The following is a 24,780-nucleotide window of genomic DNA, read 5'->3' on the forward strand; positions in this document are numbered from 1 at the left end:
CTTAGCGGGCGGCTGCGGTGACGCCGTAGCCGTCGACCGCATGATGGTCGGCCGCGGCATCCGCGGCATAAATCCCGAAGCCGCCGAGCACGATTGCCGACAGCATGGCGAAGGACAGAAGCGCTGCTTTCAAGGGAGTCATCTCAGGTTGAGCTTCCTGCATCCTGCACGAACGGAGTTACGAATAAGTTTCCGAAAAGTTTATGCTTCACCGCAGTCGCGCAGCATCACGGCCGTGCTTCTAGGGTGGTTCTGTATCGGGCTTGTGTCGCGCTGCACTCGGAGATGGTTCATTCGCGATACCATCGCCAGCTGGCGCCGGGCTGTCTTTAGAAAGGCTTCCGGGCACAATCCAGCAGGCATATGACTATGCACAGCGGTTTTTGTCCGACGTGCCAAAAATGTCACTGGACCGGCGTTGCCGCCGTCAGATGGCGGCGACCCAGGCGCGGGCCAGCGTCAGGCCGACCGCATCGGCTTCGGGACCGTCGCGGGCGGCTTCGACCTCGTGCCGTTCGGGCCAGTCGGGGTGGCGGCTGGCGATGGTCTCGGCAAAAGCCTCGTTCCATTCACGCACCAGCGACCGGTCGGCCTCGAAATGGAACTGGATGCCATAACCGGCGCGACCGATGCGGAAAGCCTGGTTGCCGGTGACCGAACTGCCGGCGAGCCGCACCGCATCCTCCGGCAAGGTGAAGGTGTCGTCGTGCCACTGGAAGATCGGGAAACGCAGGGGCAGGTCGCTGAAGACGAGATCGTCCTGGGCCTCGTCGGTCAAGGTAATGCCGTGCCAGCCGAATTCGGTCGAGCCGCCGATCCGGTTGTGACCGCCGAAGGCACGCGCCAGGAGTTGGCCGCCGAGGCAGATGCCGAGCACGGCCTTGTCCCGTTCGACGAAGTCGCGCGCCAGTTCGAGCAGTTCGGGAAAATAAGGCGAATGCGCATCGTCACGGGCATTCTGGCCGCCGCCGAGCATGATCATCGCGTCATGGCCGTCGGCGTTCGCGGGCAAGGCATCGCCAAGATGGGCGTTGCACTGGTCGATCGTGGCCTCGACTTCGGCAAGGGCATCGCCAACCTGACCAAGGCCGGTGCCTGCATAATTCTGGACAACGAGGACGCGCATCTCGGCCTTTCCGGCGGTGACAAAGTTGCGGCGAGCCCTATCATGCGGCTTGCCACGCAGCCAAGAAGGATCGGCTATGCCACTGCAGAACCGCGTCGACCCTTTCGGCGAGATCCACGCCACGCCGGAGCGCGGCATGTTCACCGGCAATCGCGGCATCATCCACGACCCCGAAACAAGGAGCTTGCTCAGCCGGCGCTGGGCGACCAAGGCGTGGCTCACCTGCGCGCTCGACTTCAAGAACGTGCGCCGGGTGCCGATGGGGCGCAATCGTCCCGGCGGCAAGACCGGCTGGACCGAGCTGTTCTTTCTCGACGAGGTGACGGCGCTGGCCGCCGGGCACAGGCCCTGCTTCTATTGCCGGCGCCAGCGCGCCAAGGCCTTTGCCGCAGCCTATTCCAGCGCCTTTGGCACCGACGATCCGAAGGTCGGCGAGATGGATGGGCGACTTCACCGGGAGCGGCTGGCTTCGGGTGGCCAGCCGGTCGAGCTGGACCGGCATGGGCTGCACCTGTTGCCCGACGGGGCGATGTTTTCGGACGGCGCTTCAGACTATGCCGTGCGCGGCGGCAAGGCGCTGCGCTGGAGCTTTGGCGGCTACGATGCGGCACTCGGCTTCGACGAGATTGCCGACACCGACATGTGCATCGTCACGCCGGCGACGACGCTGGAGGTGCTGCGCCAGGGTTATTCCCCGGAATGGCACCCGAGCGCCGAGCGGCTTTCGGCAGAAGCTGTCCCTTGACCCTAGCCGCCGCCTACCGCATTGCTCGGCCATGCGCGCAAACTACAAGATGCAACGGCTGTTCGTGGCTGATGACCTCGCTTCCGGCGCGGCCTTCGACGCCGATCCGCAGCAGAGCCACTATCTTGCCCATGTGCTTCGCCTCGGCGAAGGCGCTGAGGTATTGCTGTTCAATGGCCGCGACGGCGAGTGGTCGGCACGGATAGCCGGCAAGACCAAGAAGGCGGTGCGGCTCGAGGTTCTCGAGATCCAGCGGCCGCAGCCAGTGCATCCCGACCTGGTCTACTGCTTTGCGCCGCTCAAGGTCGGCCGGCTCGATTATCTCGTGCAGAAGGCCGTCGAGATGGGCGCCGGCACGATGGTGCCCGTCATCACCCAGCACACGCAGATGAAGCCAGGCATCGACCGCCTGCGGGCGAACGCCGTGGAAGCCGCCGAACAATGTGGCATCCTGGCCATACCCGAGGTGCGCGAGGCGGTGAAGCTGGAGCAGCTGCTCTCAGGCTGGGACAAGGAACGGCGGCTGATCTTCTGCGACGAGGACGCCTCGACCAACAATCCGACGGCTGCCTTGCAGGCCATTAAGGAACGCAAGCTCGCCCTGCTGGTCGGGCCGGAGGGCGGCTTCTCCGACGACGAGCGCCGCATGCTGCGCGCTTTGCCCTTTGTCACTGCCATTCCGCTGGGGCCGCGCATCCTGCGCGCCGACACGGCGGCGGTGGCGGCCCTTGCCGTCATCCAGGCAACGATCGGTGACTGGTAGTCGTCAGAGAACCTTGCCCGGCCATGGGTTGATGCCGTCGCGCAGCCACAAAAGCGTGTCGAGCCAGAAATCAGGCGCGTGGCGGCTGTGGAACAGGCCGAAATGGCCGATCGCCGGCCGATCGAAATCTCCAGGCGACAGCAGTAGCTGGGTCGGCTTCGCCCCGGTGTAATAGCCGAGCGCACGTCTGATGGCCTGCGGCGTGCCTATCTCGTCGTCGGTAAGGCCAACGGCCAGGATGGGCGCGGAAATCGAAGCAAAGCGACGGAGGACATCGCCTCGTTCCGCCTCGGGGTGACTCAGCTCGATGCGCGCACCACGAAAGCTCCACTCGTTGGCGACCCCTTTGGGCAGATCTTCCAGCCAGCCGAGCCGCTTGCCAGGGAAGTAACCGCAGAGGGCCGTGATGACGGGCATGGCCACATGCCATTTGAGAAACAGCCTCGGGCGGTGGGCGGCGGCATAGTCGCGCCAATAGGCATATTGCGCACCAACGGTGAGCATGCGGGTGATGCCGGTTGCGGACTCGGCCAGACCCGGCAAGGCGCCACCGATGCTGTGCCCAACCACCATCAAGGGCGCGCCTGGATCGAGGCGCCTGGCCAGACGCAGCACCGCTTCGAAATCGCGTTCGCCCCAGTCGCGCCAGCGATGGCCGCAACCGCGCAGGCGCGTCATGCGCGAAGCACCGATGCCGCGATAGTCATAGGTGACGACGTCGAAGCCGCGACCAGCGAGAAACATTGCATAGCGATGATAGTAGCTGGCAAGCACGCCGGTCGCCGGATTGACGATGACGGTCCCGGCCTTGTCGCCTCGCGCGTGCGGCCAGATGTGGCCACGCAGCACGACGCCATCGGCGCAGACGACCTCGATCGCTCTGGGCTCACTCACCAAAACCGCAATCGACATGGTGGACCTCGCTTTCCGCCCTTCAGCACTAGCGAATTCGTCTTTCCAGTTACACTCACTAGTCGGTATACTTTCATGATGAGGACCTCAGGGAAGCCAACGCGCGAGCGCATCGTCGATGCGGCATCGAAGCTGTTTTATGGCGAGGGCATCCGTGCCGTCAGCGTCGATGCCGTGGCCGAGAAGTCGGGCCTCACCAAGCGCACGCTCTATTATCACTTCCAGAGCAAGGACGAGTTGATCGCTGCCTATCTCGACGGCCGCGACCAGCCCAATCTGGCGCTGTTCCAGCGCTGGTTCGGTGAGGCCGAGGGCGGGATCGATCAGAAGATTCGGGCGATCTTCCAAAACCTCGCCGAGGCCGCGCGGCATCCCAGATGGAAGGGCTGCGGCTATCTGCGCACGGCGGCAGAACTGGCCGACATGCCCGGACACCCTGCGATCAAGACCGGGATCGCGCACAAGAAGCGCGTCGAGGTCTGGCTGGCCAGCGCCTTCGCCGCCGAGGGCGTCCGCTCGCCGGAGCTTTTGGCGCGCCAGATCATTCTGTTGCTGGACGGCTGTTTTGCCGTCGTCCTGCTCAACCGCGACGCCTCCTATATGGAAACGGCCGGGGAAGCAGCGGCGACGCTGGTGAAATCAGCGTTAGCCCAAACCGGTCGCGAAAACCGCTGATTTGGGACGTGCAGTCCGCAACCGGATAATTCCAAGCATCAACATTTCACTATCGCCACCCGAAACGATCAATTCCTGTTGACGAAGGCTCAGGATTTTTCGCTTGATCGGCGAGCGCTGGATCGTCCATCAAGCGCCCGCGGTCCTTCCGCCTTCAGGAGAAGCATACATGGCGCGCGACACCACCGATTTCCGGCCTATCGAGGGGATGGACGAACTCGTCGACTATCTCGCAGCCGGCAACAAGCCGCGCGACAAGTGGCGGATCGGCACCGAGCACGAGAAATTCCCGTTCTATGTCGACGGCAACGCACCGGTTCCCTATGGCGGCGATCGCGGCATCCGCGCGCTGCTCGAAGGCATGCAGAAGACGCTTGGCTGGGATCCGATCATCGATGCCGGGCGCATCATCGGCCTCGTCGAGCCGACCGGCCAGGGCGCGATCTCGCTCGAGCCGGGCGGACAGTTCGAGCTTTCCGGCGCGCCGCTGGAGACGATCCACCAGACCTGTCGCGAGGGCAACGCCCATCTGGCGCAATTGCGCGAAATCGCCGAGCCGCTCGGCATCCGCTTCCTCGGCCTCGGCGGCAGCCCGAAATGGACGCTGGCCGAAACGCCGCGCATGCCGAAATCGCGCTACGACATCATGACCGCCTACATGCCGAAGGTCGGCACCAAGGGCCTCGACATGATGTACCGGACCTGCACCATCCAGGTGAATCTCGACTTCGAGAGCGAAGCCGACATGCGTCGCAAGATGCAGGTGTCGCTCAAGCTGCAGCCGCTGTCGACGGCGCTGTTCGCCAACTCGCCCTTCACCGACGGCCGTCCCAACGGCATGCAGAGCTGGCGCGGCGACATCTGGCGCGACACCGACAATCAGCGCTCCGGCCTGCTCGAATTCTGCTTCTCGCCCGAGTTCGGCTTTGCCGACTATGTCGAATGGGCGCTCGACGTGCCGATGTATTTCGTCATTCGTGACGAGCAGTACCGCGACATGACCCACATCACCTTCCGCCAGTTCATGAATGGCGCGGCGCGCAACGAGATCCCCCAGGGGATGCCGACGATGGGCGACTGGGCCAACCACCTGTCGACCTTGTTCCCTGACGTGCGCCTCAAGCGCTTCCTCGAAATGCGCGGCGCCGATGGCGGCCCGTGGCGCCGCATCTGCGCCCTTCCCGCTTTCTGGGTCGGGCTTCTCTACGATCCGGCAACGCTCGATGCCGCCGAAGAACTCACCCGCAACTGGACCTACGCCGAAGTTCTGGCGATGCGCGACGCCGTGCCCGAGCAAGGCATTGCGGCACCGTTCCGCAACGCCACTTTGCGTGAGATCGGCCGTGAAGTGCTGGCGCTGTCGCGCCAGGGGCTGGTCAACCGCGGCCGCAAGAACCGCGAAGGTGTCGACGAATCCGGCTTCATCAACACGCTCGACGAGGTGATCGCGCGTGGCACGACGAGTGCGGAGGAAATGCTCAACGCCTACAACACGCGCTGGGGCGGTTCGATCGAGCCTGCATTCCTGGAATACGCCTACTAGGGGTTCCGATAACCCCTTCAATAGGCGCTGGAAACGCTCTACGTTTCTCCTCGGCTCAAGCTCCTGAGGAGGAAAAAATGCTGCCACTGTTCGAGATGCTGGCCAATGCCCAGAACGGCAACGGCATGGAGGCGCTGTCGCGCCAGTTCGGGCTGAGCCAGCAGCAGACACAATCGGCGATCGAAGCGCTGATGCCGGCATTCAGCCAGGGGCTGAAGCGCAATGCCTCCGACCCCTATGGCTTGGGTTCCTTCCTGCAGGCGATGGCGAGCGGCCAGCATGCCAAATATTTCGAGGACGCATCCCGCGCCTTCTCGCCCCAGGGCGTCGATGAAGGCAACGGCATCCTCGGTCACCTGTTCGGCTCCAAGGAGCTGTCGCGTGCGGTCGCCGGCCAGGCGGCGCAGGCGACCGGAATCGGCCAGGAAGTGCTCAAGCAGATGCTGCCTGTCATCGCCTCGATGATCATGGGCGGACTGTTCAAGCAGTCGACCGGGCAGATGCAGGCGGCGAGCGGCATGGGCGGCAGCAACAACCCGCTCGGCGAGATCATCGAGCAGATGATGAGGCAGGGTGGCGGCATGATGGGCGGCGGGCAGCAGCCTCGCCAGGCGCCGCAGCAGACCCAGGCGCCCGATCCCTTCGACAACCCGTTCGGCAAGGTGCTGAAAGACATGTTCGGCGGCGGCCTGGGTCAGCCGCAACCATCGCCGCGCCAGCAGGCGCCGCAGCAGAGCCCCTATGGCGACAACCCGCTCGGCAAGATCTTCGAGGAGATGCTGGGCGGAGGCCGCGCCCAGCCGGACCCGCAACCACAGGCGCGACAGCCGCAGCCGCAGGCCAATCCGAGCGGCCGGCCGCGCAATCCCTATGACGACCTGTTCGGCAAGATGTTCGAAACCGGCAGCCAGCAGCGCGACGACTACCAGAAGGGCGTCGAGTCGATCTTCGAGCAGTTCAGCAAGGGCATGGACAGGTATCGCTGAGCTAAGGCCTGACGGTCGATGCGAACCTCGCCTGAGGCTTCAGCTTGTAGCAGCGTGAACAGGTCGACGGTGCCGGTGCTCGCCAATTGCCTCGGGCATTATGACGAGCAGGCTCCGATGCCGGACCTCGACGCGCATTTCCAATGCGTATGGACCAACGCCATCCCTGACGATCATGTCGGCCCGGTCGCGGTCGTTCCGGACGGCTGCGTCGACCTGTTGTGGAAAGACGGACGGCTGATGGTGGTCGGGCCCGACATCGTTGCCGCCAGTCCCGAGTTGCATGGCGGAACGACGGTGCTCGGCATCCGCTTCCGGCCAGGCGCGGCGCTGCGCTGGTTGCGCACACCGATGAGCGCAATCGTCGGCCAGGCGGTCGATCTCGCCGACGTCTGGAATCCTGGTGTAGCCCGAGAGCTGTGTCTGCGAATCGGCGAGGCGCCAACCATCGAACGGCAGGCTGCCGTGCTGCAGCAACAGCTGCTCAAGCAGTTGCCGGACCTGGAGCGCCCGGCGCAGGGCGCAGGCGCGATCTTTGCGGCAATGGCATCGGGATCGGATGAAATCGGCGGCAGGATTTCGTTGCTGGTGGAACGGCTTGACATCAGCGAGCGCACGCTGAGGCGGCGCAGCCACGACTATTTCGGCTATGGACCGAAGACGCTCGACCGCATCCTGCGTTTCCAGAACTTCCTGTCCCTGGTGCGCGCGCAAGGCAAGCAGGCCATGGCAGGCCTTGCCTATGAGGCCGGCTATGCCGACCAGGCGCATCTCGGCCGCGAAATCCAGGCGCTGTGCGGCATGACCGCCGGGAGCTTCGTGCGCCAGATCACTGGTTGACTGGGGCCAACTGGCCGTTTCGTTCAAGATTCCCGCCGCCCCGTCAGCTATCGGCGGCGATCCCACGAAACGCAGGAGAATTGCCATGGGCACGAGCGGAAACGATCGCCGGATCGACAACATCGAGTTCAACGTCAGCGACATTGCGCGGTCGCGTGAGTTCTACGGCAAGGCCTTCGGCTGGAGCTTCACCGACTACGGTCCGACCTATTGCGAGTTTACCGACGGCCGCCTGACCGGGGGACTGACGACAGGCGGTCCGGTCAGGTCGGGCGGGCCGCTGGTCATCCTCTATGCCGACGATCTCGCCGCAACCCAAAGCCGACTGGAGGCCGCCGGCGCCAGGATCGTCAAGCCCGTGTTCGAATTCCCCGGCGGGCGGCGCTTCCACTTTACCGATCCCGACGGCTACGAACTGGCGGTGTGGTCGGCGAACTGAGGTGGCGATAATGGTCGCAAGCCTCGGCTTCATTCTGTTGGGCGGCGTCTTCGTCTGCGCCGGCACTGAGCATTTCTGGAATTTCCGCATGGTCTCAGGCATGCTCGCAGACAAGGGCCTGCCTGCGGCGCAAGGTCTGCTTGCCCTGGGTTCGGTCGTCGAGATCGTTGCCGGCCTGTGCCTGGCAATGGGCGTCATGCGCCCCTACGCGGCCGTGGCGCTGATCCTGTTCACCATCGCCGCGTCACTGATGGCGCTCAATTTCTGGCGCTATTCGGGCATGGAAAGACAAGCCTTGCGCTCGGCCTTCATCATCAACGTCGCCGTCGTCGGCAGCCTCCTGCTTGCCGCGACAGCTTAGAAGGGCGGCACAAATCTGATCTGGATGCCGGAGGAGCGTCCCAAAATACGAAAAAGCCCGGTCCTGGGAGGACCGGGCAGCGTGCAGGCGAGGCCGGCGGGGACCGGCTGGGAGTGGGGAGCCTGCGAAAGCAGATTTCGGCTATGCGACGCGACGCGCCATCACTTCGATGTTCTCGCTGCGCGCCTGCCTGATCGAGCGAAGACGCACGGTCGGATCGGAGGCGAACGGCAGGTCGACAGCCACGCACAGGTCGCCGCGGGTCAGGCCGACATCGGCGAGTTCGGTGTCGCTCAATTCGCCGAGGCGATAGAAGGCGCGGCGATTTTTCCAGGCACGGAAGAGATCGGCGGTGTAGTTGACGATACGCATCGCATTCACCGGCCGCGTCGCGGAATGCGTCGTCTCAGTGGAATGGTCGAGCGTGGTCATGACGATCTCCTCTCAGATCAGGGACAAACGGGTCCCGTTCCGGTCGACGCTCCTTCAGCCGCCGCCCCGGTTCCGATTCACATGCCTCATGTGGACAATGCGAGATTGCCATCGCCGTATTGATTAATCCAACGAATGTTTCTAATCTTTACCATCAATGTTCATGATGGAAACGTCGATGGCCGCTCCTCTCGATCTTGACCAGCTCCACACCTTCATCTCCATCGTCGACACCGGCAGCTTCACGCGCGCCGCCGACGAAGTGCATCGCACGCAGTCAGCTGTGTCGATGCAGATGCGCCGTCTCGAGGACCGCATCGGCAAGGCGCTCTTCGAAAAGGAAGGGCGCATGAACAAGCTGACCGAGGAAGGCGAGCGCCTGCTCACCTATGCCAGGCGGCTGCTGCACCTCAACCGCGAGACGCTGGCTGCCTTCGACGACAAGGCGCTGGAGGGCACGGTCCGCATCGGTGTGCCGGACGATTATGCCGACCGTTTCCTGCCCGAGATCATGGCGCGCTTCTCGCGCTCCAACCCGCGCGTCGAGCTGTCGGTGCTGTGCGAGCCCACCGTCAATCTCGCCGACCAGATTCGCCGCGGCAATCTCGACATCGCACTTGTGACCGAGTGCGTGGACACCCGGCCGAGCGAGATCGTGCGCAACGAACCGCTGCTGTGGGTCTCGTCGGCCAGCCATATGGTGCATGAGGAGACGATCCTGCCGATGGCTTTCGGCCGCCCGACCTGCCAGTGGCGGCAGATGGCGACGGACCTGCTCCAGGCCAGCGGCCGCGAGTACCGCGTGCTGTTCACCAGTTGGTCGGCCAATGTCATCACCGCCGCCGTTCTGGCTGGCCTCGCCGTATCAGTGCTGCCCGAATGCGCGCTGCGGCCGGGCATGCGCGTGCTTGGCGAAGCCGACGGCTTCGGCGCCCTGCCCGACTGCAAGATCGGAATCCTGCGCGGCCATTCCAGCCGGCCCGAGATCGTCGATGCGCTTGCGCGGCATATCTCGGAGAGCCTCGACAACATCTCTGTGCCGCTGACCGAGGAGAGCGGCACGTTCGATTTCGCTGCCCTTGCCGCCGCGCGTGGCCGGCGGCTCAAGCCGAGCCACATCATGCCGGGATGGTAGGCTGCGATTGACCGGCAAAGCTTGACGAGGAAGGCCACGCGGCCCTCAATCGCGCGATGAACGAACTTGCTACCGAATCACGCACCAATGCTGCCGAATACACCGTCAGCGAGATTTCCGGCGCGCTGAAGCGCACCGTCGAGGACGCCTTCGGCAATGTGCGCGTGCGCGGCGAAATCTCGGGTTATCGCGGCCCGCATTCGTCGGGCCATGCCTATTTCTCGCTGAAGGACGATCGTTCACGCATCGAAGCGGTGGTGTGGAAAGGCACGATGAGCCGGCTGAAATTCCGTCCCGAGGAAGGGATGGAGGTGATCGCCACCGGCAGGCTGACCACCTATCCCGGCTCGTCGAAATACCAGATCGTCATCGACAATCTCGAGCCCGCCGGCGCCGGCGCGCTGATGGCGCTGCTGGAAGAGCGCAAGCGCAGGCTGGCCGCCGAGGGCCTGTTCGACGACCGTCGCAAGCAGCTGTTGCCGTTCATGCCGCTGGTGATCGGCGTCGTCACCTCGCCGACCGGTGCGGTCATCCGCGACATCATCCACCGCATCAAGGACCGCTTCCCGCTGCATGTTCTGGTCTGGCCGGTGCGGGTTCAGGGCGAGACGTCGGGTGCGGAAGTGGCCGCTGCGGTCAACGGCTTCAACGAACTGTCCGAGCTCGGTGCGATCAGGCGCCCCGACCTTTTGATCGTGGCGCGCGGCGGCGGCAGCCTCGAAGACCTCTGGGGCTTCAACGACGAAGGGCTTGTCCGCGCCGTTGCCGCTTCGCACATCCCGGTCATCTCGGCCGTCGGCCACGAAACCGACTGGACGCTGATCGACCTCGCCGCCGACAGGCGGGCGCCGACGCCGACGGGTGCCGCCGAGCTTGCCGTGCCTGTCAAAGCCGAACTCGAGGCCGTGCTCGCCAATCTCGGCGCACGGCTGCGCGGCGCGGTATCGCGCATGATCGACCGGCGCAGCCAGGCTGTTCGCGCAGCCGCACGCGCCTTGCCCACTCCGGACCAGTTGCTGGCGCTACCCCGCCGCCGCTTCGACGAGGCGACAAGCCGGCTCGGCCGGGCGCTGACCGTCACCACCGAGCGCAAGCGCGCCCGGCTGTCGGCGGTGCGCCTGTCGCCGGCGACGTTGGCGCGCCGCATCAGCGAAACCCGCCGCCATCTCGACCGTGACATGCTGCGCGCCGATGCAGCGTTGCGAGCGATGGTGCGCGAAAAGCGCATCCGGTTCGACCGCACCAAAGGCCGGCTGTCGCCGGAACCACTGGTCCGCCGCCAGGAGGCATTTGGCCAGCAGCTCACGGCGCTGGAACGCCGCGCCGTGCTTGCGGTCGGGCGTAGGCTCGAACGCGCGCGGACGAGCCTGTCACAGGCGGACCGGCTGATGGCGACGCTGTCGCACAAGGCGGTGCTGGCACGCGGCTTCGCGCTTGTTCGCGATGCCGACGGCACGGTGCTCAAGCGCGCCTCCGAAGTGGCCGCGGGTGCGGCGCTGTCGATCGAATTCGCCGACGGCACGACCAATGCGATCGCCACCAGCGGCAGCGCGATTGCGGCAAGCGGCGAGGCCAAGCCAAAGCCGGTGGCCAGACCAGCAGCCAAGGTCAAGGAACCCGGCAATCAGGGCAGCCTGTTCTAAAGCGACAGGGGTCAGTCGCCCGTAGGCGACGAGATAACGGGCGCCACCAGCGGCGAAATGAACGGTGCGCTCCACGAGCCGCCGACGAAGAATGCCGTTGGCCGCACCGCCGGTGCAACAGGGGTTGTCGTCGTCGAGGAAGAGGCGGTGATCTCCTTGGCCTCGATCGCACCCGAGAGCGCGAGCCCACGACCGACATAAGGCACGATGCCGGTCAGCCAGATGCGGCTCGTCGGCGTGCGTGCCTCCGCCTTGTCGATCTTGGCAACACCGTTGGAGATGGTCGCCTTGAGCTCGACACCATCGACCGGCAGCGTACCGCCCGAGACTTCGTCGAGCGAGAAGAAACCGCGATCGGCGGTACGCTTGAGGAAGGCCGCCATGTCGAGCCCGGCAATCGCGCCGACGCCGAAGGTGGCGGCGACCGAGCCGTTGGCATTCTCCAGCAGCGTGTTCCAGTTCAGGCCCGGGCCCTGGAGGATAACCGACACGGTGCCGCGGCCGATCGGCACGATGTGGCTCATGCCCGCCGCGGTGCCGAAGGCGCCGCCGTCGATGTCGGACGCAAGCAACCGCATCTCCGCCTGTGTGCCGGCGGGCTTACGGTCGAAACGGATGCTGGCCTGGACATTGCCGCCAAAGGCTTCCGCATCGGAAATGTCGAATGCCGCCAGCCCACCCTTGACCTGGGCCGTTGCCGCGACCTCGGCGAGCGCGATGGAACCGGCCGTCGCCTTCGTCGCCGACAGCCTGAGATCGAGATTGATGCGGTCGGAAAAGCTGGTGTCGATCTCGGCCGTCGTGGGCCCGTTTGCCGGGGTCATGGGCGCGAAGGACGAGGCAAACGTCATCAGGTCGAGCGTGTCGAAAGCCAGTGTGCCCGAAAGCGCCGGCACGGGCCCATCGAGCGACAGATCGAGGATGCCCATGCCGGGATTGCCGTCGAGCGTGACTTGCGCGTTCTCGATCTTGAGGCGGGACACATCGCCCGTAATCTTGGAGGCGAGCGAAATCGATCCGACAGGGCTTCCAGGCAGGATGCCCGGCTTGGACCATTCCAGCATGCGCCGGAAGGACGGCGATACGATCTTGGCCTGGCCATCGACATGCGCATCGGGGCCCATGTCGATGGTGCCGTCGAACGAGGCTTCGACAGGCGCCGATTTCAGCGAAGCGACGATCGGTGCCTCGCCACCGGCAAACAGCATCAGCGGACGCGGCGACGACAATTCGATCGCCACCTGCTCGCCATGCCAGACACCGGTTGCCGTGAGCTTCCCGGCTTTGTTCAGCGCCGGCAGGCTGGCCTTGCCGGTGAGGTCGCTCAGGAGTTCGTCCTCGCCCTCGTCGGAAACGGCCACGACACGGCCATCGATGAACTCGACGGCGCCGAATTCGTCATCAGGCAGCGCACTGAGGTCAGGTTCGGCAGGATTCGACGCGACGGTGGCGCGGGCACGCTCGATGGCGCGGCTGAGGCGCCCGCCGGTCGAATGCGGCATCTCCACGCCGCCGTCGGCAAGCCGCTTCAGGCGCAAAGTCGGCCGGATGAAATGCGCGTCGGAGAAATCGACATTGCCGCTGAGCGCCGAAAGCGCCGACAGCTCGATTTCAACGCGTTCGGCCTCGATGACCGGCGAACCCTTCTCGTCATCCCAGTCGGTCAGGGTGACGTCGGTCAGGGTGGCGCGGAACACCGGCCAGATCTCGATGTCGGGCGTGCCTTCGATCGACACGCGGAAGCCGCTCCACGCGCTCATCTCGAAGGCGATGCGGTCCTTGACGATCTGGGTGGAAGCGATGAACGGCACGGCGGCAACGGTGGCGGCGATCAGGATGATGAGTCCTGTGATCGCCCAGATGCTGCGCCTGAACAGTGGTGATGGCATGTTGCCCTTGTGCCGCCCGTGCTGCGCCGTTGTGGCTAACGGGTGTAACCGAGTAACGCGGCATTTCAAGTCTTTGTGGCCATGCGATGACGTTTGCGCACAGCGCAATGGCGCTAATCGACATTTCCTTGATCTGCTGCAGTGCGACATGCATAACCATGCGCGTTCTGGGAGAGATGCCGATGACTGTCGAAAAGCCGCTTTGGACGCCCTCGTCAACGCAGGTGGCGCAAGCGCCCCTTACGGCGTTCATGGCTGCGGCGGGCGCGCGCGCCGGCCAGTCGTTCACCAACTATGCCGAACTGCATGCCTGGTCGATCAGCGAGCGCGAGGCGTTCTGGGATCTTGTCTGGGACTTCTGCGGCGTTATCGGCGACAAGGGCGGCCACGTGCTCGTTGATGGCAACAGCATGCCGGGAGCACAGTTCTACCCCGATGCCAGCCTGAACTTCGCGCAGAACCTGTTGCGCGGCTCGGGCAGCGGCGAGGCCATCGTCTTCCGCGGCGAGGACAAGGTCGAGCGCCGGCTCACCTGGGACGAACTTGCGGCACTGGTATCGAGGCTGCAGCAGTTGTTCGTGTCGCTTGGCGTTGCCAAGGGCGACCGCATCGCCGCGATGATGCCGAACATGCCGGAGACGGTGGCCGCAATGCTGGCAACCGCCTCGCTGGGCGCCGTCTGGTCGTCATGCTCGCCCGACTTCGGCGAACAGGGCGTGCTCGACCGCTTCGGCCAGATCGAGCCAAAGCTGTTCATCGCACCCGACGGCTACTGGTATGCCGGCAAGCATATCGAGGTCGGATCGAAGATCGCAGCCGTCGCCGGCAAGCTCGGAAGTGTGACCAAGGTGCTGGTCGTCGACTATCTCGGCACTGCGACAGACGTTGCCGCGACCATCGGCAAGGCCGAGGCGCTCGACGATGCGCTGGCGCCATTCGCGGCAAAGGCTGTGACGTTCGAGCCCCTGCCCTTTTCGCATCCGCTCTATATCCTGTTCTCGTCGGGCACGACGGGCATCCCGAAATGCATCGTGCACTCGGCCGGCGGCACGCTGATCCAGCACGTCAAGGAACTGCGCCTGCATGCCGGGCTCAAGCCGGGCGACCGCTTCTTCTACTTCACCACCTGCGGCTGGATGATGTGGAACTGGCTGGTCTCGGGTCTTGCTGCGGAAGCGACGCTGCTGCTCTATGACGGCTCGCCGTTCCATCCCGACGGCAATGTGCTGTTCGACTTCGCCGATGCCGAGAAGATGACCTATTTCGGCACCTCGGCGAAGTTCATCGACTCGGTGCGCAAGGCCGGTCTCAGGCCCATCGACAGCCACGACCTCGGCAGCGTGCGCACCATCTCGTCGACCGGCTCGCCGCTGTCGCCGGAGGGCTTTGATTTCGTCTATGACGGCATCAAGAAGGACATCCACCTCGCCTCGATCTCGGGCGGCACCGACATCGTCTCGTGCTTCGTGCTCGGCGTGCCGACCGAGCCGGTCTGGACCGGCGAGATCCAGGGCGCCGGCCTCGGCCTCGCGGTCGACGTCTGGAACGATGACGGCAAGCCGGTGCGCCGGGAGAAGGGCGAACTGGTCTGCGCCAAGGCGTTTCCGGCGATGCCGATCGGCTTCTGGAACGACCCCGACGGCAAGAAGTACCACGCCGCCTATTTCGAGCGTTTCGACAATGTCTGGTGCCATGGCGACTTCGCCGAATGGACAGCGCATGGCGGCATGATCATCCATGGCCGCTCGGACGCGACGCTGAACCCGGGCGGCGTGCGCATCGGCACCGCCGAGATCTACAACCAGGTCGAGCAGATGCCGGAGATCGCCGAGGCGATCTGCATCGGACAGGACTGGGACGGCGACGTGCGCGTCGTGCTGTTCGTTCGCCTCGCGCCCGGGGTCACCCTCGACGAGGACCTGGAGAAGCGCATTCGGACCAAGATTCGCACCGGCGCCAGCCCGCGCCACGTGCCGGCCAAAATCGTGGCGGTCACCGATATCCCGCGCACCAAGTCGGGCAAGATCACCGAACTCGCCGTCCGCGACATCGTCCATGGCCGCCCCGTCAAGAACAAGGAGGCGCTGGCCAATCCCGAAGCGCTGGATCTCTACAGCGACATCGCGCAGCTCAGGAGCTGAGACGCGGCATGCCTAACAAGACGTAACCGCCAAATTTACCTAGACTTCAGGAGTGGTACACTTTCGTAAATTTTTCATCACTGGGGTAAGGTGCTGTTAAGGTTCGCCCCTGATAGTCGTTGTCAACTTGAGGGAGAAATCCCTTTCCTCATCTCTGAGGATAGCCAGTTCAGCTCAAGTCCCCGTTGAAACAGCATCTACCTTAAGGGCGCCCCAGTGGCGCCTTTTTCTTTAGCCTGGTCTAAAAAGAACTTAGAGCGATGCCTCTGCGTCGCGCACCAGCGCGCCCGAAAGCAACACCACCGGTACCATGGCGGTAATGATGATGACGATTGCCGCCACCGCCCCTTCTTCCGGGACGCCGCGTGAGGCGTTTTCATAGACATGCGTCGCCAGCGTGCTGAAGCCGAAGGGCCTGAGCAGGATGGTCGCCGACAGTTCCTTGACGGTGTCGACGAAGACGAGAACCGCAGCTGTCAGGATCGCCGGCTTGAGCAATGGCAGAAGCACGCTGGCAGCACTTTGCGCCGGCGTCTTGCCGAGGCTGCGCGCAGCTTCGTCGAGGCTGCCAGGCAGCTTCTCCATGCCGGAGCGGACCGCGCCCTCGGCCAGGGCAACGAAGCGGATGGTGCAGGCAATGATCACCGCCGCGGCCGAGCCGGTGAGCAGCAGCCCGGTCGAGAATCCGAGCCAGGCGCGCGCAAAGGTATCGAGCGAATTGTCGAAGCGTGCCAGCACGAACAGCAGGCCGAGCCCGAGGATGCCTCCGGGAAGGGCGTAGCCGACCGAGGCGAGACGCACGGTGGCGGCCATGGCCCGGCCTTTCGACAGGCGCTGGGCATTGAGCAGGAACAGCGCAATGACGACGGTGAAGATGGCCGTCAGCGACGCCGTCATCAGGCTGTTGAGGAAGGCGCTGGCCACGTCGGGCGAGACGAACTGCTCGAGCCGGCGCGAGGCATATTGGCCGAAGATGGTGATCGGCACGCCGAAGCCGCTGAGGATCGGCAACGACACGGCGGCAGGCAGGGCAAAGCGCCTCCAGCCCTTGAGGGCTGTGCGAGGCGGATGAACCTTGAGATGGGTGCCGCGCCCGGAATGGAAGCGCTGACGCCGGCGCGCCCATTGCTCGGCGACGAGCAGGAGCAGCACAAGCACCAGCATCAGGATGGCGATCTGCGCGCCGCCCTCCAGGCTGCCGCGGTTGAGCCAGGTGGTGTAGACGGCGACCGTCAGCGTGCGGACGCCGAAATATTCGGCGGCGCCGATGTCGTTGATCGTCTCCATCAGCACCAGGGCGACACCGGCAACGATGGCCGGCCGCGCCACGGGCAGAAGCACGCGCCAGAACACGCGTGCCGGCGATGCGCCGAGCGTGCGCGCGACGTCGGCGATGTTGCGGCCCTGCATCAGGAAGACGATGCGGGTGGTGAGATAGACGTAAGGATAGAGCACAGAGGCGAGTACGAAGGCCGTGCCCCAGGTCGAGCGGATATCGGGAAACCAGTAGTCGCGGATCGTCTCAAAACCGAAAATTGCGCGGACCAGGCTCTGCACCGGCCCCTGGTAATGGAAGAACTCGCCAAAGGCATAGGCCGCGAGATAGGGCGGCACGGCCAGCGGCAGCACCAGCGCCCAGGACAGGATGCGGCGGAAGGGAAAATCATAAGCGACGACCGCCCAGGCGCAGGCGACGCCGGCAATCGATGTGAGTGCGGCCACCATCGCCAGCAGCGCCAGCGTCGTGCGCGTGGCGCCGGGCAGCACGTTGGCGATCAGATGCGGCCAGTCCTCGCCCGTACCGGAAAGCGCGACGAAGGCGAGCGACAGAACCGGCAGGATGACGACGATGCCGACGGCGAGCGCCAGCGTGCCGATAAGCGGATGGCGCAGGCGCTTGACGGGCAACGGCCTGACGCCCGCGGCCGACGCCACGCCTGATGCTCCCGCCTCTGCTCCGCCTGTCGTCGGCAAAGATCAATCCTCTCTGCGGCGTCGCGCGTTCCCGTTGGACGCACATGACGCTCCATCGAATCTGCGCTTCGTCTTCAATCGATGCCGTTTTCGGGCCGCTGCGCCAATGCAGAAAAGCCGGACCGATCATCGCCCGGCCCGGCTCTTCCTCAGTTCATGTCGCTGCCTATCAGCTGCTCGGGCCGTCGTCGAGGCCGACGCGATCGACCATCTCGGACGCTGGCTTGCGGCCCTTGGCCACGTCGACCAGTGGCAAGGTGTCGGCGTTGAGCGTGCCGAACGCCTTGACCGTCTCGGATGGCTCGAGGCCCGGCTCGACCGGATATTCGTAGTTCTTCTCGGCGTAGACCTGCTGGGCCTTGTGGCTGGCTAGGAAGCGGATCAGCTTGACGGCGTTGTCACGGTTCGGCGCGTTCTTGGCGAGTGCTGCGCCTGAGATGTTGACGTGGGTCAGGCCGTTCTCGAAGGTCGGGAAGAGCACGTTGATGGCGTTGCCCCATTCCTTTTCCTTCGGGTCCTTCTCGTTGTTGCGCATCAGGCCGACATAATAGGTGTTGCCGATGGCGATGTCGCACTCGCCGGCGGCAATCGCGCCGGCCTGCGGACGGTCGCCGCCGTCAGGCTTCTTGGCGAGGTTGGCCTTGAGGCCCTTCATCCACTCTTCGGTCTTTTCCGGACCCCAGTGGGCAATGGCTGCCGAGAACAAAGCGAGGTTGTAGTCGTGCTGGCCCGAACGCATGCAGATCTTGCCCTTCCACTTGGGATCGGCAAGCTCGGCATAGGTGATGGCGGTGTCCTTGACGCGCTCCTTCGAGGCGTAGATGACGCGGGCGCGCTTGGTGACGCCGAACCAGTTGCCATCCGGATCGCGATACTCGGCCGGCAGCAGCTTGTTGACTTCCTCGTCGACCAGCGGCTGGGTGACGCCTTTTTCCTTGGCCGAGGTGAGACGGGCGATGTCGACGGTCATGATGACGTCGGCCGGCGAATTGGCGCCCTCTGCCAGGACGCGTTCCTCAAGACCCTTGTCGAGGAACAGCACTTCGGTCTTGATGCCCGTCTCGGCCGTGAAGGCCTCGAGAACCGGCTTGATCAGATCGGGCTGGCGATAGGTGTAGATGTTCACGACGCCATCGGCGAGCGCCGACGTGGTGAAGAGTGCGGCAATGGCAAGCGCACCGCCTGCGACGGCCGACCTGGCGTTTCCAATCTTCATTTTTCTCTCCTGGCCAAAGGGGGCAAATTCCCTCAGGGAACATATGGCAGCCTCGATTTCGAGACTGCTTCCCCTATGGTCATCGTGACTCTTCCGGTCAAGTTTAAAGGTCAGCCATATCAATAGTTTAGAAAATTTCTAAACTGGAGCATTTCATACCGGATTCAAGGACTTGTTCGACAATTTCTAACAATCGCATGGCTTGTTCACGAAAATGTGCGGAAATGTCGCACCTCGCTAACAAGCCACTACTCGGCAAGGACGCGCGTCGAGGGGAAAGTCACCTCGACAAGCGTGCCCTCGCCGGGCGTCGACGCGATGGCAAAACGGGCGCGATTGGCCTCGACCATCGCCTTGGTCAGCGGCAGTCCGAGACCGGTGCCGTCGCCGCGCGAGCGCTTCAGCGAGTTGATCTGCTTGAACGGCTTCAGCGCCTGCTCGATCTCGGCCTGGCTCATGCCGATGCCGGTGTCGCGCACCCGCATGACGATGTCGCCCGAGGTCTCGTAGGAGGTCGAGACGATGACCTGACCGCCGGCCTGGGTATAGCGCACGGCGTTGGACAGCACATTGAGCGCGATCTGGCGGATCGAGCGTCGGTCGGCGACGATCTCGGGCAGGCGCGAGGCAAAGCTGGAGCGGATGATGACGCGCTCGCGATTGGCCTGCGGCTGCATCATCGCCACGGTCTCGGCAAGGGTGTCGTTGAGCGACACCGCCTCGTAATCCATCTCCTGCTGGCCGGCCTCGATCTTGGAAATGTCGAGCAAGTCGTTGACCAGCGACAGCACATGGTTGCCGGAGCGGTTGATGTCGCGGAGATAGTCGCGATAGCGGTCATTGGCGACCGGGCCGAACTTCTCGTCGACCATCAGTTCGGAAAAACCGATGATGGCGTTGAGCGGAGTGCGGATCTCGTGGCTGATGCGGGCGAGAAAATCGGTCTTCTGGGACGACGACCGCTCGGCCACGGCGCGCGCCTGGGTCAGTTCTTCCTCGGCGCGCTTCCACTGGGTGATGTCGCGGACCACGGCGCAGAAGCCGCTGTCGTTGGGCAGGCGTCCGATGGTCATGAACAACGGGATGAACCGGCCTTGCGCCTCGCGGCCGATGACCTCGCGGCCATCGTTGAGCACGCTTGCCACGCCATGTTCGGACAGCCCGACGAGATAGTCGCGCGCGGCACGCTGGCTCTCGATGGCGAACAGCGAATAGAACGGCTTGCCGGTAACCTCGTCGCTGTCGAAACCGAACAGGGCCTCGGCCGGACGGCTGATCGAGCGGATGGCACCGTCGCGGTCGATCAGCACAACGCCGTCCGTGGCGGTGTCGATGATCGTGCGCATCTCGGCGAGACGCTCTTCGAGTTCGGCGACCTGTTCGACGGCATCCTCGACCTCGTCGTCGGCACTGATGCGGCGGACGACCAGCATCAGCGCCTTGCCGTCCTGCCACGGCACCGAGCGCAACACAGCTTCGATTGGGAACTCGTCGCCGTCGCGGGTCTTCAGTTTCAGGTCGTGGTCGGAACCGGGCTGGTCGCCGTAGCTCTCGGCGAACAGGGCATCGAGACCGCCTGCCCGCGACAGTTCGTCGACCGAGCCGTAGCCGGTCAGGTCGAGGAACTCGGCATTGGCGTAGTGCAGCACGTCACCGGCATGGATCAGCACCGGCACCGGCAGTTGCTCGAGGATAGGTGCATCGACGGGTGTGTCGCGCCCAGCGGCCAGGGACGGGATGATTTCTTCGGCGCGCAGCGGCGGCTTTTCCGGCTCATTGCGCGTGACATCGACGGCTTCGATGACAGGCTCGACCGGCCGCACCGAAGCCAGCGAGACGATTTCCGCACTCTCGACGGCAAGCTGTTCGACGGGTGCGGGCAGAGCCGCGTCTGAAGTCGCCGGCTCCTCGGCATCCGCCGCTCCATTTGGCTCCGGCTTTTCGCCGACAGCATGCTCGGGGGATTCATCTGCCACCAGCACATGCCCGGCCGTTTCAGCGGCCGCGGCTTCAGCATAGGCCGCGATCTCGGCCGAGGCGGCTTCGCCGTTCTTTTCCGAGACTGGCTTTTCCGCCGCGGACGTCGCCTCAGGCTTCGCAGCTGTTGGAATCTCGACCGCCTCAGTGGCTGCCGCCTGCTGCCTTGTCGCGACGATCTCGTGCGCGCGCTTCAGCTTCTCGCCGATCTCGCGGAATGCGCTGCGCTCGGTGCTGGAGAGGCCCTTGCCATTGGCGGGTTCTTCAGCCGCCGTCGGCCGGTGCTCGGCCAGGCGGATCACCTTGTCGGAATAGCGCCGATCATGCTTGCGATCGATCTCGAGAGCCGGAACTTCGCCGGCGAAAGGGTCATCAGCGTTGTTCGGCTCGGCGGCTTGCCGGGTTTCAACGGAAGGTGTTTCAGCAACCTCCGGTGCCAGTTGCCTGGCTTCGGTCGGACTGGCTTCAGGCGCCAGTACAGCAGGCTCGACAGCTAAGGGATTCGCCGGTTCAACGGCGATGGCTTCGGCTGCAGGCTGCACTACGCCGGCGTCCGGCTGTGGCTCGGCCTGTTCCGGATGCTTGCCGTTGGGAACCAGCGCCAGTCCGATGCGCTCGTGGTCGACGACAGCCTCGCCGGGGCGCGCCACGCCGAAACCGCGAAAGCCTTCAAAGCTGCGATCGCGGCCATAGACCGGCAATGCGGCGAGATCGACCGGAATACGCCAGTCGGTGCCGGCGACCGGCCAGAGCACCGAGCGACCGGACCAGGTGTCGCGGCGCTGCAGCAGACCCGCGATCTCGCCCGACGGGTCGAGTTCGAAGGTGGTCGAGACATCCTGGAAACGGCGGCCGACGACATCGGCCGCATGGTCGCCGACAACAGCCGCGAATTCCGGCGAGATGGCGCTGAAACGGCCGTCGGCGTCAGTGCGCCAGACGAAGCGGACGGGGGCAGCCGAGCGATCCAGTGCCGGCCTGGCCGGCGCCAGCTGCGATGGCGCGGGCTGAGCGGCCACAGCGGGCTCTGCCGCGACGACAGGCTCTTCCAGAGGCTGCGAAACGTCGGCCGATTCGGCAACAGGCTCCGGCGCGGACGCCGGCTCGGCGGTCCGCTCTGACGGCGTGGCCGACCAGGCGACCGGCTCGGGCGCTGAGACCGGCTCGTTGGTTGGAACGTCACCTGCGGCAGGCCCGCTGACAGCCGCCTCGGTGACTTCGGCAACGACAGGCGCCGCAACCGCCCTGTCGGCCATTGCCGCGCGAACGGTGGCGCCGGCCCGGCTCTCGCGTTCCTCGGGGCTGAAATACCAGTGGTCGTGATCGGCATGGTCCTGCGACTGCACCGTCGCCGGTGCAGAAACTGGCGCGGGCGCCGGATCAGCTGGCGGTGCCTCGACGCGCGCAGCGCCGGCCGGGGCTGCCTCCTGTTGCTCGCCGGCTTCGGCGTCTTCCATGACCTCCAGGCGCTCGTCGACAACGACCAGCAGGTGGCGCGCCGGCTCGTCGGTCAGACGTGCCAGGCCCGCCGGCAGATAGCCTCCGGTCGCGGGAATGGCCCGCTTGATGATGCGGTCGCGCTCACGGCCAACCGCCGACACCAGCCCGGCCAGCGTCGATGGCGCGATGCCGAGCCTGGCAAAGCCGTCGGTTGCGGCCTCGACCTCCCCTTGGGCGTCGAGGAAAGCCAGGAAATGTCCCTGCTCGGTGAAACCGCTGATGGCATTGGCGGCGATGTCCTTGGCGCCCCGCGCGCTGGCGGGAACGGCGAGCATGATTGCGGCCGCGCCACCCGGCAGCCGGACGGAACTGGCGACGAAGGCAACGGCGGTGCTCGTCAGGCCCGACGCCACGCGCACCATGATGGAGCGGTCGCGGCCGATGTCGGGAAAGCCCGACGTTGCAGCGATCTGGCGGCGGGCGATCGGCCCCAGGCGCGACGGCGCGCCGATCACCGCATCGATGTCGTCATAGCCGAGCACGGCGGCGCCCGGACCATTGGCCCAGAGCACGTCCTCGAGATCGACCGACAGCACGACGATGGCATCGCCGGCAGCAAAACGCTGCCTGACACGATCAACGACCGCGACGTCGATAAAGGAATAGGCTGCTGACGGCATTCACATGTCCCGCAAGGCGCGCATTCTCACAATTAACGCTTTGTTAATAAAAGCCGTCATCGCCAAGGTCTAGCAAACAGCTGTCATGGAGCGAGATTATTCTCGTCACGTGGTTAACCCGCGCCAAGCCGAAATGGTGCACTGCAACATAGATATTGCAATGCACAATAGAATGCCCTATATGAGAGTTGCGAATAAACGAGACGGGTGACACCACCCCGTCCAGTCCACAGGGTGAGACAATGTCCAAGACCAAGACCGCAGAATTCGCAGATACCGTTGAACTGCCGAGCTTCGACGTTTCCAAGGCCTCCGACCAGTTCCGCGCCTTCGCAGAAAAGGGCGTCGAGCAGTCCAAGGACGCTTACACCAAGCTCAAGACCGGTGCTGAAGAAGCCCAGAAGACCATCGAGTCGAGCTACGAGACCGCCCGCAGCGTGACCAACGAGCTGTCGCTCAAGGCGATTGCCGCGCTCCGCACCAATGCCGAGGCCGGCTTCTCGCATCTCGAAGCTCTCGCCGGCGCCAAGACGCTGTCGGAGATCGTCGAGCTGCAGACCTCTTATCTGCGCAGCCGCGTCGAGCAGACCGTCGAGCAGGCCAAGGAATTCCAGGCCGTTGCCTCGAAGGCCGCCGAAGACGTCTCGAAGCCGGTCAAGACCGCTTTCGAAAAGGCGCTGAAAGACCTCAAGGCCGCCTGACAGCGACCAACAAGATACCCGGCGGGCGGTTCCTCCTCCCTCTGCCTGCCGGGCGAAGCGGCCAGCACCTCCTCCCGCTGGTCACATAAAGGAAAAGGCCGGCACCTCCTCCCGCCGGCCTTTTTCTTTTTTTGCAGGCGCCGGAAGGCCTGATTTCAACGACTTCCCACAGGCAGCGCAAATCGCCGCAGTGGAATATGCGCAAAGCTCTTGAAATGCGTCCGAAGAGTCCGTATTGACGCCGCACCAACAGGTACGCGGTTGTAGCTCAGTTGGTTAGAGCGCCGGATTGTGGATCCGGAGGTCGGTGGTTCGAGCCCACCCAACCGTACCATTTTCCTCCCCCAAGACAGCTTCAAGCATCGATGACAGGCAGCGTGGCCTTGCATAGTGCAGCCGCATTCCGGCCCGATCGTCTGCTGAAACTGCGAATCAAAGGAACATGCCCATGATCGACCTGCGCGTTGCCGCCGGCATTGCCACGACGGTGATCATCCTCGCCGGATGCCAGAAAGAGCCCGTGGCAGCACAGCCGACGTCGGGGATCTGCGATCGCGGTGCGGCAGAATCACTCGCCGGCAAGGACCGGATCGCCGACGACGAGGTGATGCGCCTCACCGGTGCAACCATCGTTCGCCAGCACAAGCCGGGCGATCCGGCGACGATGGATTTCCGCCAGGAGCGCGTCACCGTCGAAACCGATCCCACGACCGGCAAGATCGTCCGCGCGTTCTGCGGCTGATCTCGATCCCGGACGCAGACGGCCGACCATGCCCGATCCGAAGCCCCTGGATCTTTCGAGGCTGCGCGCCATCGGCTGGTCAACCTGGGACCCTATCGGACTGCGTGAGCCCGGTGCGGACTGGTGCGACCAGCCCTTCACGGATGAATATGACAGCTACCTGATCGAGGCAGCGTCCGGGCTTGGGGATGGCTGGTCGGTGGAAAAGGCCAGGGATTATCTGCTGTCGATTGCCAGCGACCACATGGGGCTGCCGCAGGTTTCGCGTGACACTGCCGAGGCAACGGCAAAGGCCATTGCGGACTACCTGCACGAGTAGAAAAACGATTGCGCGGCGCAGACAGACCTTGGCCAAACGACACTCGGTGGAAAACGAAAACCGGCGCGCTTCGGATGAAGCGCGCCGTTTTCGATGTCCCT

At 64.6% G+C, this 24,780-nt stretch carries 22 protein-coding genes and 1 tRNA gene; 15 read left to right on the forward strand and 8 right to left on the reverse strand.

Annotation, left to right across the window (positions count from 1 at the left end):
- Position 1 precedes the first annotated feature (1 nt).
- Positions 2–142 (reverse strand): hypothetical protein, encoded by a 141-nt coding sequence (locus H5P29_RS26885; RefSeq protein WP_165915765.1) that lies wholly within the window; start codon positions 140–142, stop codon positions 2–4.
- A gap of 285 nt (positions 143–427) precedes the next feature.
- The gene (locus H5P29_RS26890; protein ID WP_067965163.1) at positions 428–1,126 is read right to left on the reverse strand and encodes a type 1 glutamine amidotransferase; all 699 of its coding nucleotides are present in this window, start codon (positions 1,124–1,126) and stop codon (positions 428–430) included.
- Between the two features lie 76 nt (positions 1,127–1,202).
- Between H5P29_RS26890 and H5P29_RS26895 the strand changes: the two genes are divergently transcribed.
- Together H5P29_RS26895 and H5P29_RS26900 are read left to right on the forward strand one after the other, a co-directional pair.
- Positions 1,203–1,871 carry a hypothetical protein gene (locus H5P29_RS26895; protein WP_154385347.1) on the forward strand — a complete coding sequence of 223 codons (669 nt, stop codon included), beginning with the start codon at positions 1,203–1,205 and terminating at the stop codon, positions 1,869–1,871.
- A 31-nt stretch (positions 1,872–1,902) separates the two neighbouring features.
- Positions 1,903–2,634 carry a 16S rRNA (uracil(1498)-N(3))-methyltransferase gene (locus H5P29_RS26900; RefSeq protein WP_154385346.1) on the forward strand — a complete coding sequence of 244 codons (732 nt, stop codon included), beginning with the start codon at positions 1,903–1,905 and terminating at the stop codon, positions 2,632–2,634.
- 3 nt (positions 2,635–2,637) lie between these two features.
- On the opposite strand, the gene H5P29_RS26905 is transcribed toward H5P29_RS26900, so the two are convergent.
- On the reverse strand, positions 2,638–3,546 hold the full coding sequence (locus H5P29_RS26905; RefSeq protein ID WP_154385345.1) for an alpha/beta fold hydrolase: 909 nt from the start codon (positions 3,544–3,546) through the stop codon (positions 2,638–2,640).
- Positions 3,547–3,624: 78 nt separating this feature from the next.
- On the opposite strand from H5P29_RS26905, the gene H5P29_RS26910 reads away from it, so the two are divergent.
- From H5P29_RS26910 to H5P29_RS26935, 6 genes are all read left to right on the forward strand, one after another.
- The gene (locus H5P29_RS26910) at positions 3,625–4,221 is read left to right on the forward strand and encodes a TetR/AcrR family transcriptional regulator (protein WP_154385394.1); all 597 of its coding nucleotides are present in this window, start codon (positions 3,625–3,627) and stop codon (positions 4,219–4,221) included.
- Positions 4,222–4,390: 169 nt separating this feature from the next.
- Complete coding sequence (locus H5P29_RS26915) at positions 4,391–5,764, forward strand: glutamate--cysteine ligase (protein ID WP_154385344.1); 1,374 nt, start codon at positions 4,391–4,393, stop codon at positions 5,762–5,764.
- A gap of 77 nt (positions 5,765–5,841) precedes the next feature.
- A complete protein-coding gene (locus H5P29_RS26920) occupies positions 5,842–6,750 on the forward strand; it encodes a DUF937 domain-containing protein (protein WP_067965169.1) in 909 nt (302 codons plus the stop codon).
- Between the two features lie 54 nt (positions 6,751–6,804).
- Positions 6,805–7,590, forward strand: a complete 786-nt coding sequence (locus H5P29_RS26925; RefSeq protein ID WP_067965172.1) for a helix-turn-helix domain-containing protein — start codon at positions 6,805–6,807, stop codon at positions 7,588–7,590.
- A gap of 85 nt (positions 7,591–7,675) precedes the next feature.
- Positions 7,676–8,029 (forward strand): VOC family protein, encoded by a 354-nt coding sequence (locus tag H5P29_RS26930; RefSeq protein WP_154385343.1) that lies wholly within the window; start codon positions 7,676–7,678, stop codon positions 8,027–8,029.
- 10 nt (positions 8,030–8,039) lie between these two features.
- Entirely contained in the window at positions 8,040–8,390 is a 351-nt protein-coding gene (locus tag H5P29_RS26935; protein WP_154385342.1) for a DoxX family protein, read from the forward strand.
- A gap of 141 nt (positions 8,391–8,531) precedes the next feature.
- Here H5P29_RS26935 and H5P29_RS26940 read toward each other — a convergent pair whose 3' ends face one another.
- The gene (locus H5P29_RS26940; protein ID WP_067965178.1) at positions 8,532–8,822 is read right to left on the reverse strand and encodes a DUF1127 domain-containing protein; all 291 of its coding nucleotides are present in this window, start codon (positions 8,820–8,822) and stop codon (positions 8,532–8,534) included.
- A gap of 178 nt (positions 8,823–9,000) precedes the next feature.
- On the opposite strand from H5P29_RS26940, the gene H5P29_RS26945 reads away from it, so the two are divergent.
- Positions 9,001–9,957: a LysR substrate-binding domain-containing protein gene (locus tag H5P29_RS26945; RefSeq protein ID WP_067967050.1), complete on the forward strand. Its 957-nt coding sequence runs from the start codon at positions 9,001–9,003 to the stop codon at positions 9,955–9,957.
- A gap of 56 nt (positions 9,958–10,013) precedes the next feature.
- On the forward strand, positions 10,014–11,600 hold the full coding sequence (xseA, locus tag H5P29_RS26950; RefSeq protein WP_154385341.1) for an exodeoxyribonuclease VII large subunit: 1,587 nt from the start codon (positions 10,014–10,016) through the stop codon (positions 11,598–11,600).
- Positions 11,601–11,611: 11 nt separating this feature from the next.
- Here the strand turns inward: xseA and H5P29_RS26955 are convergent, their stop codons facing one another.
- Entirely contained in the window at positions 11,612–13,489 is a 1,878-nt protein-coding gene (locus H5P29_RS26955) for an AsmA family protein (RefSeq protein ID WP_154385340.1), read from the reverse strand.
- A 182-nt stretch (positions 13,490–13,671) separates the two neighbouring features.
- Here H5P29_RS26955 and H5P29_RS26960 point away from each other — a divergent pair, with 182 nt between their 5' ends.
- Complete coding sequence (locus H5P29_RS26960) at positions 13,672–15,630, forward strand: acetoacetate--CoA ligase (protein WP_154385339.1); 1,959 nt, start codon at positions 13,672–13,674, stop codon at positions 15,628–15,630.
- Positions 15,631–15,882: 252 nt separating this feature from the next.
- Here H5P29_RS26960 and H5P29_RS26965 read toward each other — a convergent pair whose 3' ends face one another.
- The 3 genes from H5P29_RS26965 to H5P29_RS26975 all read right to left on the reverse strand — a co-directional run bounded on the left by H5P29_RS26965 (position 15,883) and on the right by H5P29_RS26975 (position 22,917).
- The gene (locus tag H5P29_RS26965; RefSeq protein ID WP_246340853.1) at positions 15,883–17,355 is read right to left on the reverse strand and encodes an iron ABC transporter permease; all 1,473 of its coding nucleotides are present in this window, start codon (positions 17,353–17,355) and stop codon (positions 15,883–15,885) included.
- Positions 17,356–17,773: 418 nt separating this feature from the next.
- The gene (locus H5P29_RS26970) at positions 17,774–18,820 is read right to left on the reverse strand and encodes a Fe(3+) ABC transporter substrate-binding protein (RefSeq protein WP_154385337.1); all 1,047 of its coding nucleotides are present in this window, start codon (positions 18,818–18,820) and stop codon (positions 17,774–17,776) included.
- 248 nt (positions 18,821–19,068) lie between these two features.
- Positions 19,069–22,917: a PAS domain S-box protein gene (locus H5P29_RS26975; RefSeq protein ID WP_154385336.1), complete on the reverse strand. Its 3,849-nt coding sequence runs from the start codon at positions 22,915–22,917 to the stop codon at positions 19,069–19,071.
- A 242-nt stretch (positions 22,918–23,159) separates the two neighbouring features.
- Here H5P29_RS26975 and H5P29_RS26980 point away from each other — a divergent pair, with 242 nt between their 5' ends.
- The 4 genes from H5P29_RS26980 (at position 23,160) to H5P29_RS26995 (ending at position 24,679) form a co-directional block, all read left to right on the forward strand.
- Positions 23,160–23,618 carry a phasin gene (locus tag H5P29_RS26980; RefSeq protein WP_067965195.1) on the forward strand — a complete coding sequence of 153 codons (459 nt, stop codon included), beginning with the start codon at positions 23,160–23,162 and terminating at the stop codon, positions 23,616–23,618.
- 257 nt (positions 23,619–23,875) lie between these two features.
- Positions 23,876–23,952: transfer RNA gene (locus H5P29_RS26985), tRNA-His, on the forward strand.
- A gap of 114 nt (positions 23,953–24,066) precedes the next feature.
- Positions 24,067–24,360, forward strand: coding sequence for an I78 family peptidase inhibitor (locus H5P29_RS26990; RefSeq protein WP_067965198.1), 294 nt, complete (start codon positions 24,067–24,069; stop codon positions 24,358–24,360).
- 28 nt (positions 24,361–24,388) lie between these two features.
- Complete coding sequence (locus H5P29_RS26995; protein WP_067965201.1) at positions 24,389–24,679, forward strand: hypothetical protein; 291 nt, start codon at positions 24,389–24,391, stop codon at positions 24,677–24,679.
- The last annotated feature ends 101 nt before the right edge of the window (positions 24,680–24,780 follow it).

This window comes from Aminobacter sp. MDW-2 (assembly GCF_014250155.1).
Classification (GTDB): domain Bacteria; phylum Pseudomonadota; class Alphaproteobacteria; order Rhizobiales; family Rhizobiaceae; genus Aminobacter; species Aminobacter ciceronei.

Excerpts from the sequence above, each read along its gene's own strand:
- H5P29_RS26885 (WP_165915765.1), bottom strand. The coding sequence starts at position 142 with ATGACTCCCTTGAAAGCAGCGCTTCTGTCCTTCGCCATGCTGTCGGCA.
- xseA (WP_154385341.1), top strand. The coding sequence starts at position 10,014 with ATGAACGAACTTGCTACCGAATCACGCACCAATGCTGCCGAATACACC.
- H5P29_RS26965 (WP_246340853.1), bottom strand. The coding sequence starts at position 17,355 with ATGGTGGCCGCACTCACATCGATTGCCGGCGTCGCCTGCGCCTGGGCG.
- H5P29_RS26895 (WP_154385347.1), top strand. The coding sequence starts at position 1,203 with ATGCCACTGCAGAACCGCGTCGACCCTTTCGGCGAGATCCACGCCACG.
- H5P29_RS26900 (WP_154385346.1), top strand. The coding sequence starts at position 1,903 with ATGCGCGCAAACTACAAGATGCAACGGCTGTTCGTGGCTGATGACCTC.
- H5P29_RS26930 (WP_154385343.1), top strand. The coding sequence starts at position 7,676 with ATGGGCACGAGCGGAAACGATCGCCGGATCGACAACATCGAGTTCAAC.
- H5P29_RS26955 (WP_154385340.1), bottom strand. The coding sequence starts at position 13,489 with ATGCCATCACCACTGTTCAGGCGCAGCATCTGGGCGATCACAGGACTC.
- H5P29_RS26915 (WP_154385344.1), top strand. The coding sequence starts at position 4,391 with ATGGCGCGCGACACCACCGATTTCCGGCCTATCGAGGGGATGGACGAA.
- H5P29_RS26935 (WP_154385342.1), top strand. The coding sequence starts at position 8,040 with ATGGTCGCAAGCCTCGGCTTCATTCTGTTGGGCGGCGTCTTCGTCTGC.
- H5P29_RS26910 (WP_154385394.1), top strand. The coding sequence starts at position 3,625 with ATGAGGACCTCAGGGAAGCCAACGCGCGAGCGCATCGTCGATGCGGCA.
- H5P29_RS26980 (WP_067965195.1), top strand. The coding sequence starts at position 23,160 with ATGTCCAAGACCAAGACCGCAGAATTCGCAGATACCGTTGAACTGCCG.
- H5P29_RS26995 (WP_067965201.1), top strand. The coding sequence starts at position 24,389 with ATGCCCGATCCGAAGCCCCTGGATCTTTCGAGGCTGCGCGCCATCGGC.
- H5P29_RS26970 (WP_154385337.1), bottom strand. The coding sequence starts at position 18,820 with ATGAAGATTGGAAACGCCAGGTCGGCCGTCGCAGGCGGTGCGCTTGCC.
- H5P29_RS26990 (WP_067965198.1), top strand. The coding sequence starts at position 24,067 with ATGATCGACCTGCGCGTTGCCGCCGGCATTGCCACGACGGTGATCATC.
- H5P29_RS26920 (WP_067965169.1), top strand. The coding sequence starts at position 5,842 with ATGCTGCCACTGTTCGAGATGCTGGCCAATGCCCAGAACGGCAACGGC.
- H5P29_RS26945 (WP_067967050.1), top strand. The coding sequence starts at position 9,001 with ATGGCCGCTCCTCTCGATCTTGACCAGCTCCACACCTTCATCTCCATC.
- H5P29_RS26890 (WP_067965163.1), bottom strand. The coding sequence starts at position 1,126 with ATGCGCGTCCTCGTTGTCCAGAATTATGCAGGCACCGGCCTTGGTCAG.
- H5P29_RS26940 (WP_067965178.1), bottom strand. The coding sequence starts at position 8,822 with ATGACCACGCTCGACCATTCCACTGAGACGACGCATTCCGCGACGCGG.
- H5P29_RS26975 (WP_154385336.1), bottom strand. The coding sequence starts at position 22,917 with ATGCCGTCAGCAGCCTATTCCTTTATCGACGTCGCGGTCGTTGATCGT.
- H5P29_RS26960 (WP_154385339.1), top strand. The coding sequence starts at position 13,672 with ATGACTGTCGAAAAGCCGCTTTGGACGCCCTCGTCAACGCAGGTGGCG.
- H5P29_RS26905 (WP_154385345.1), bottom strand. The coding sequence starts at position 3,546 with ATGTCGATTGCGGTTTTGGTGAGTGAGCCCAGAGCGATCGAGGTCGTC.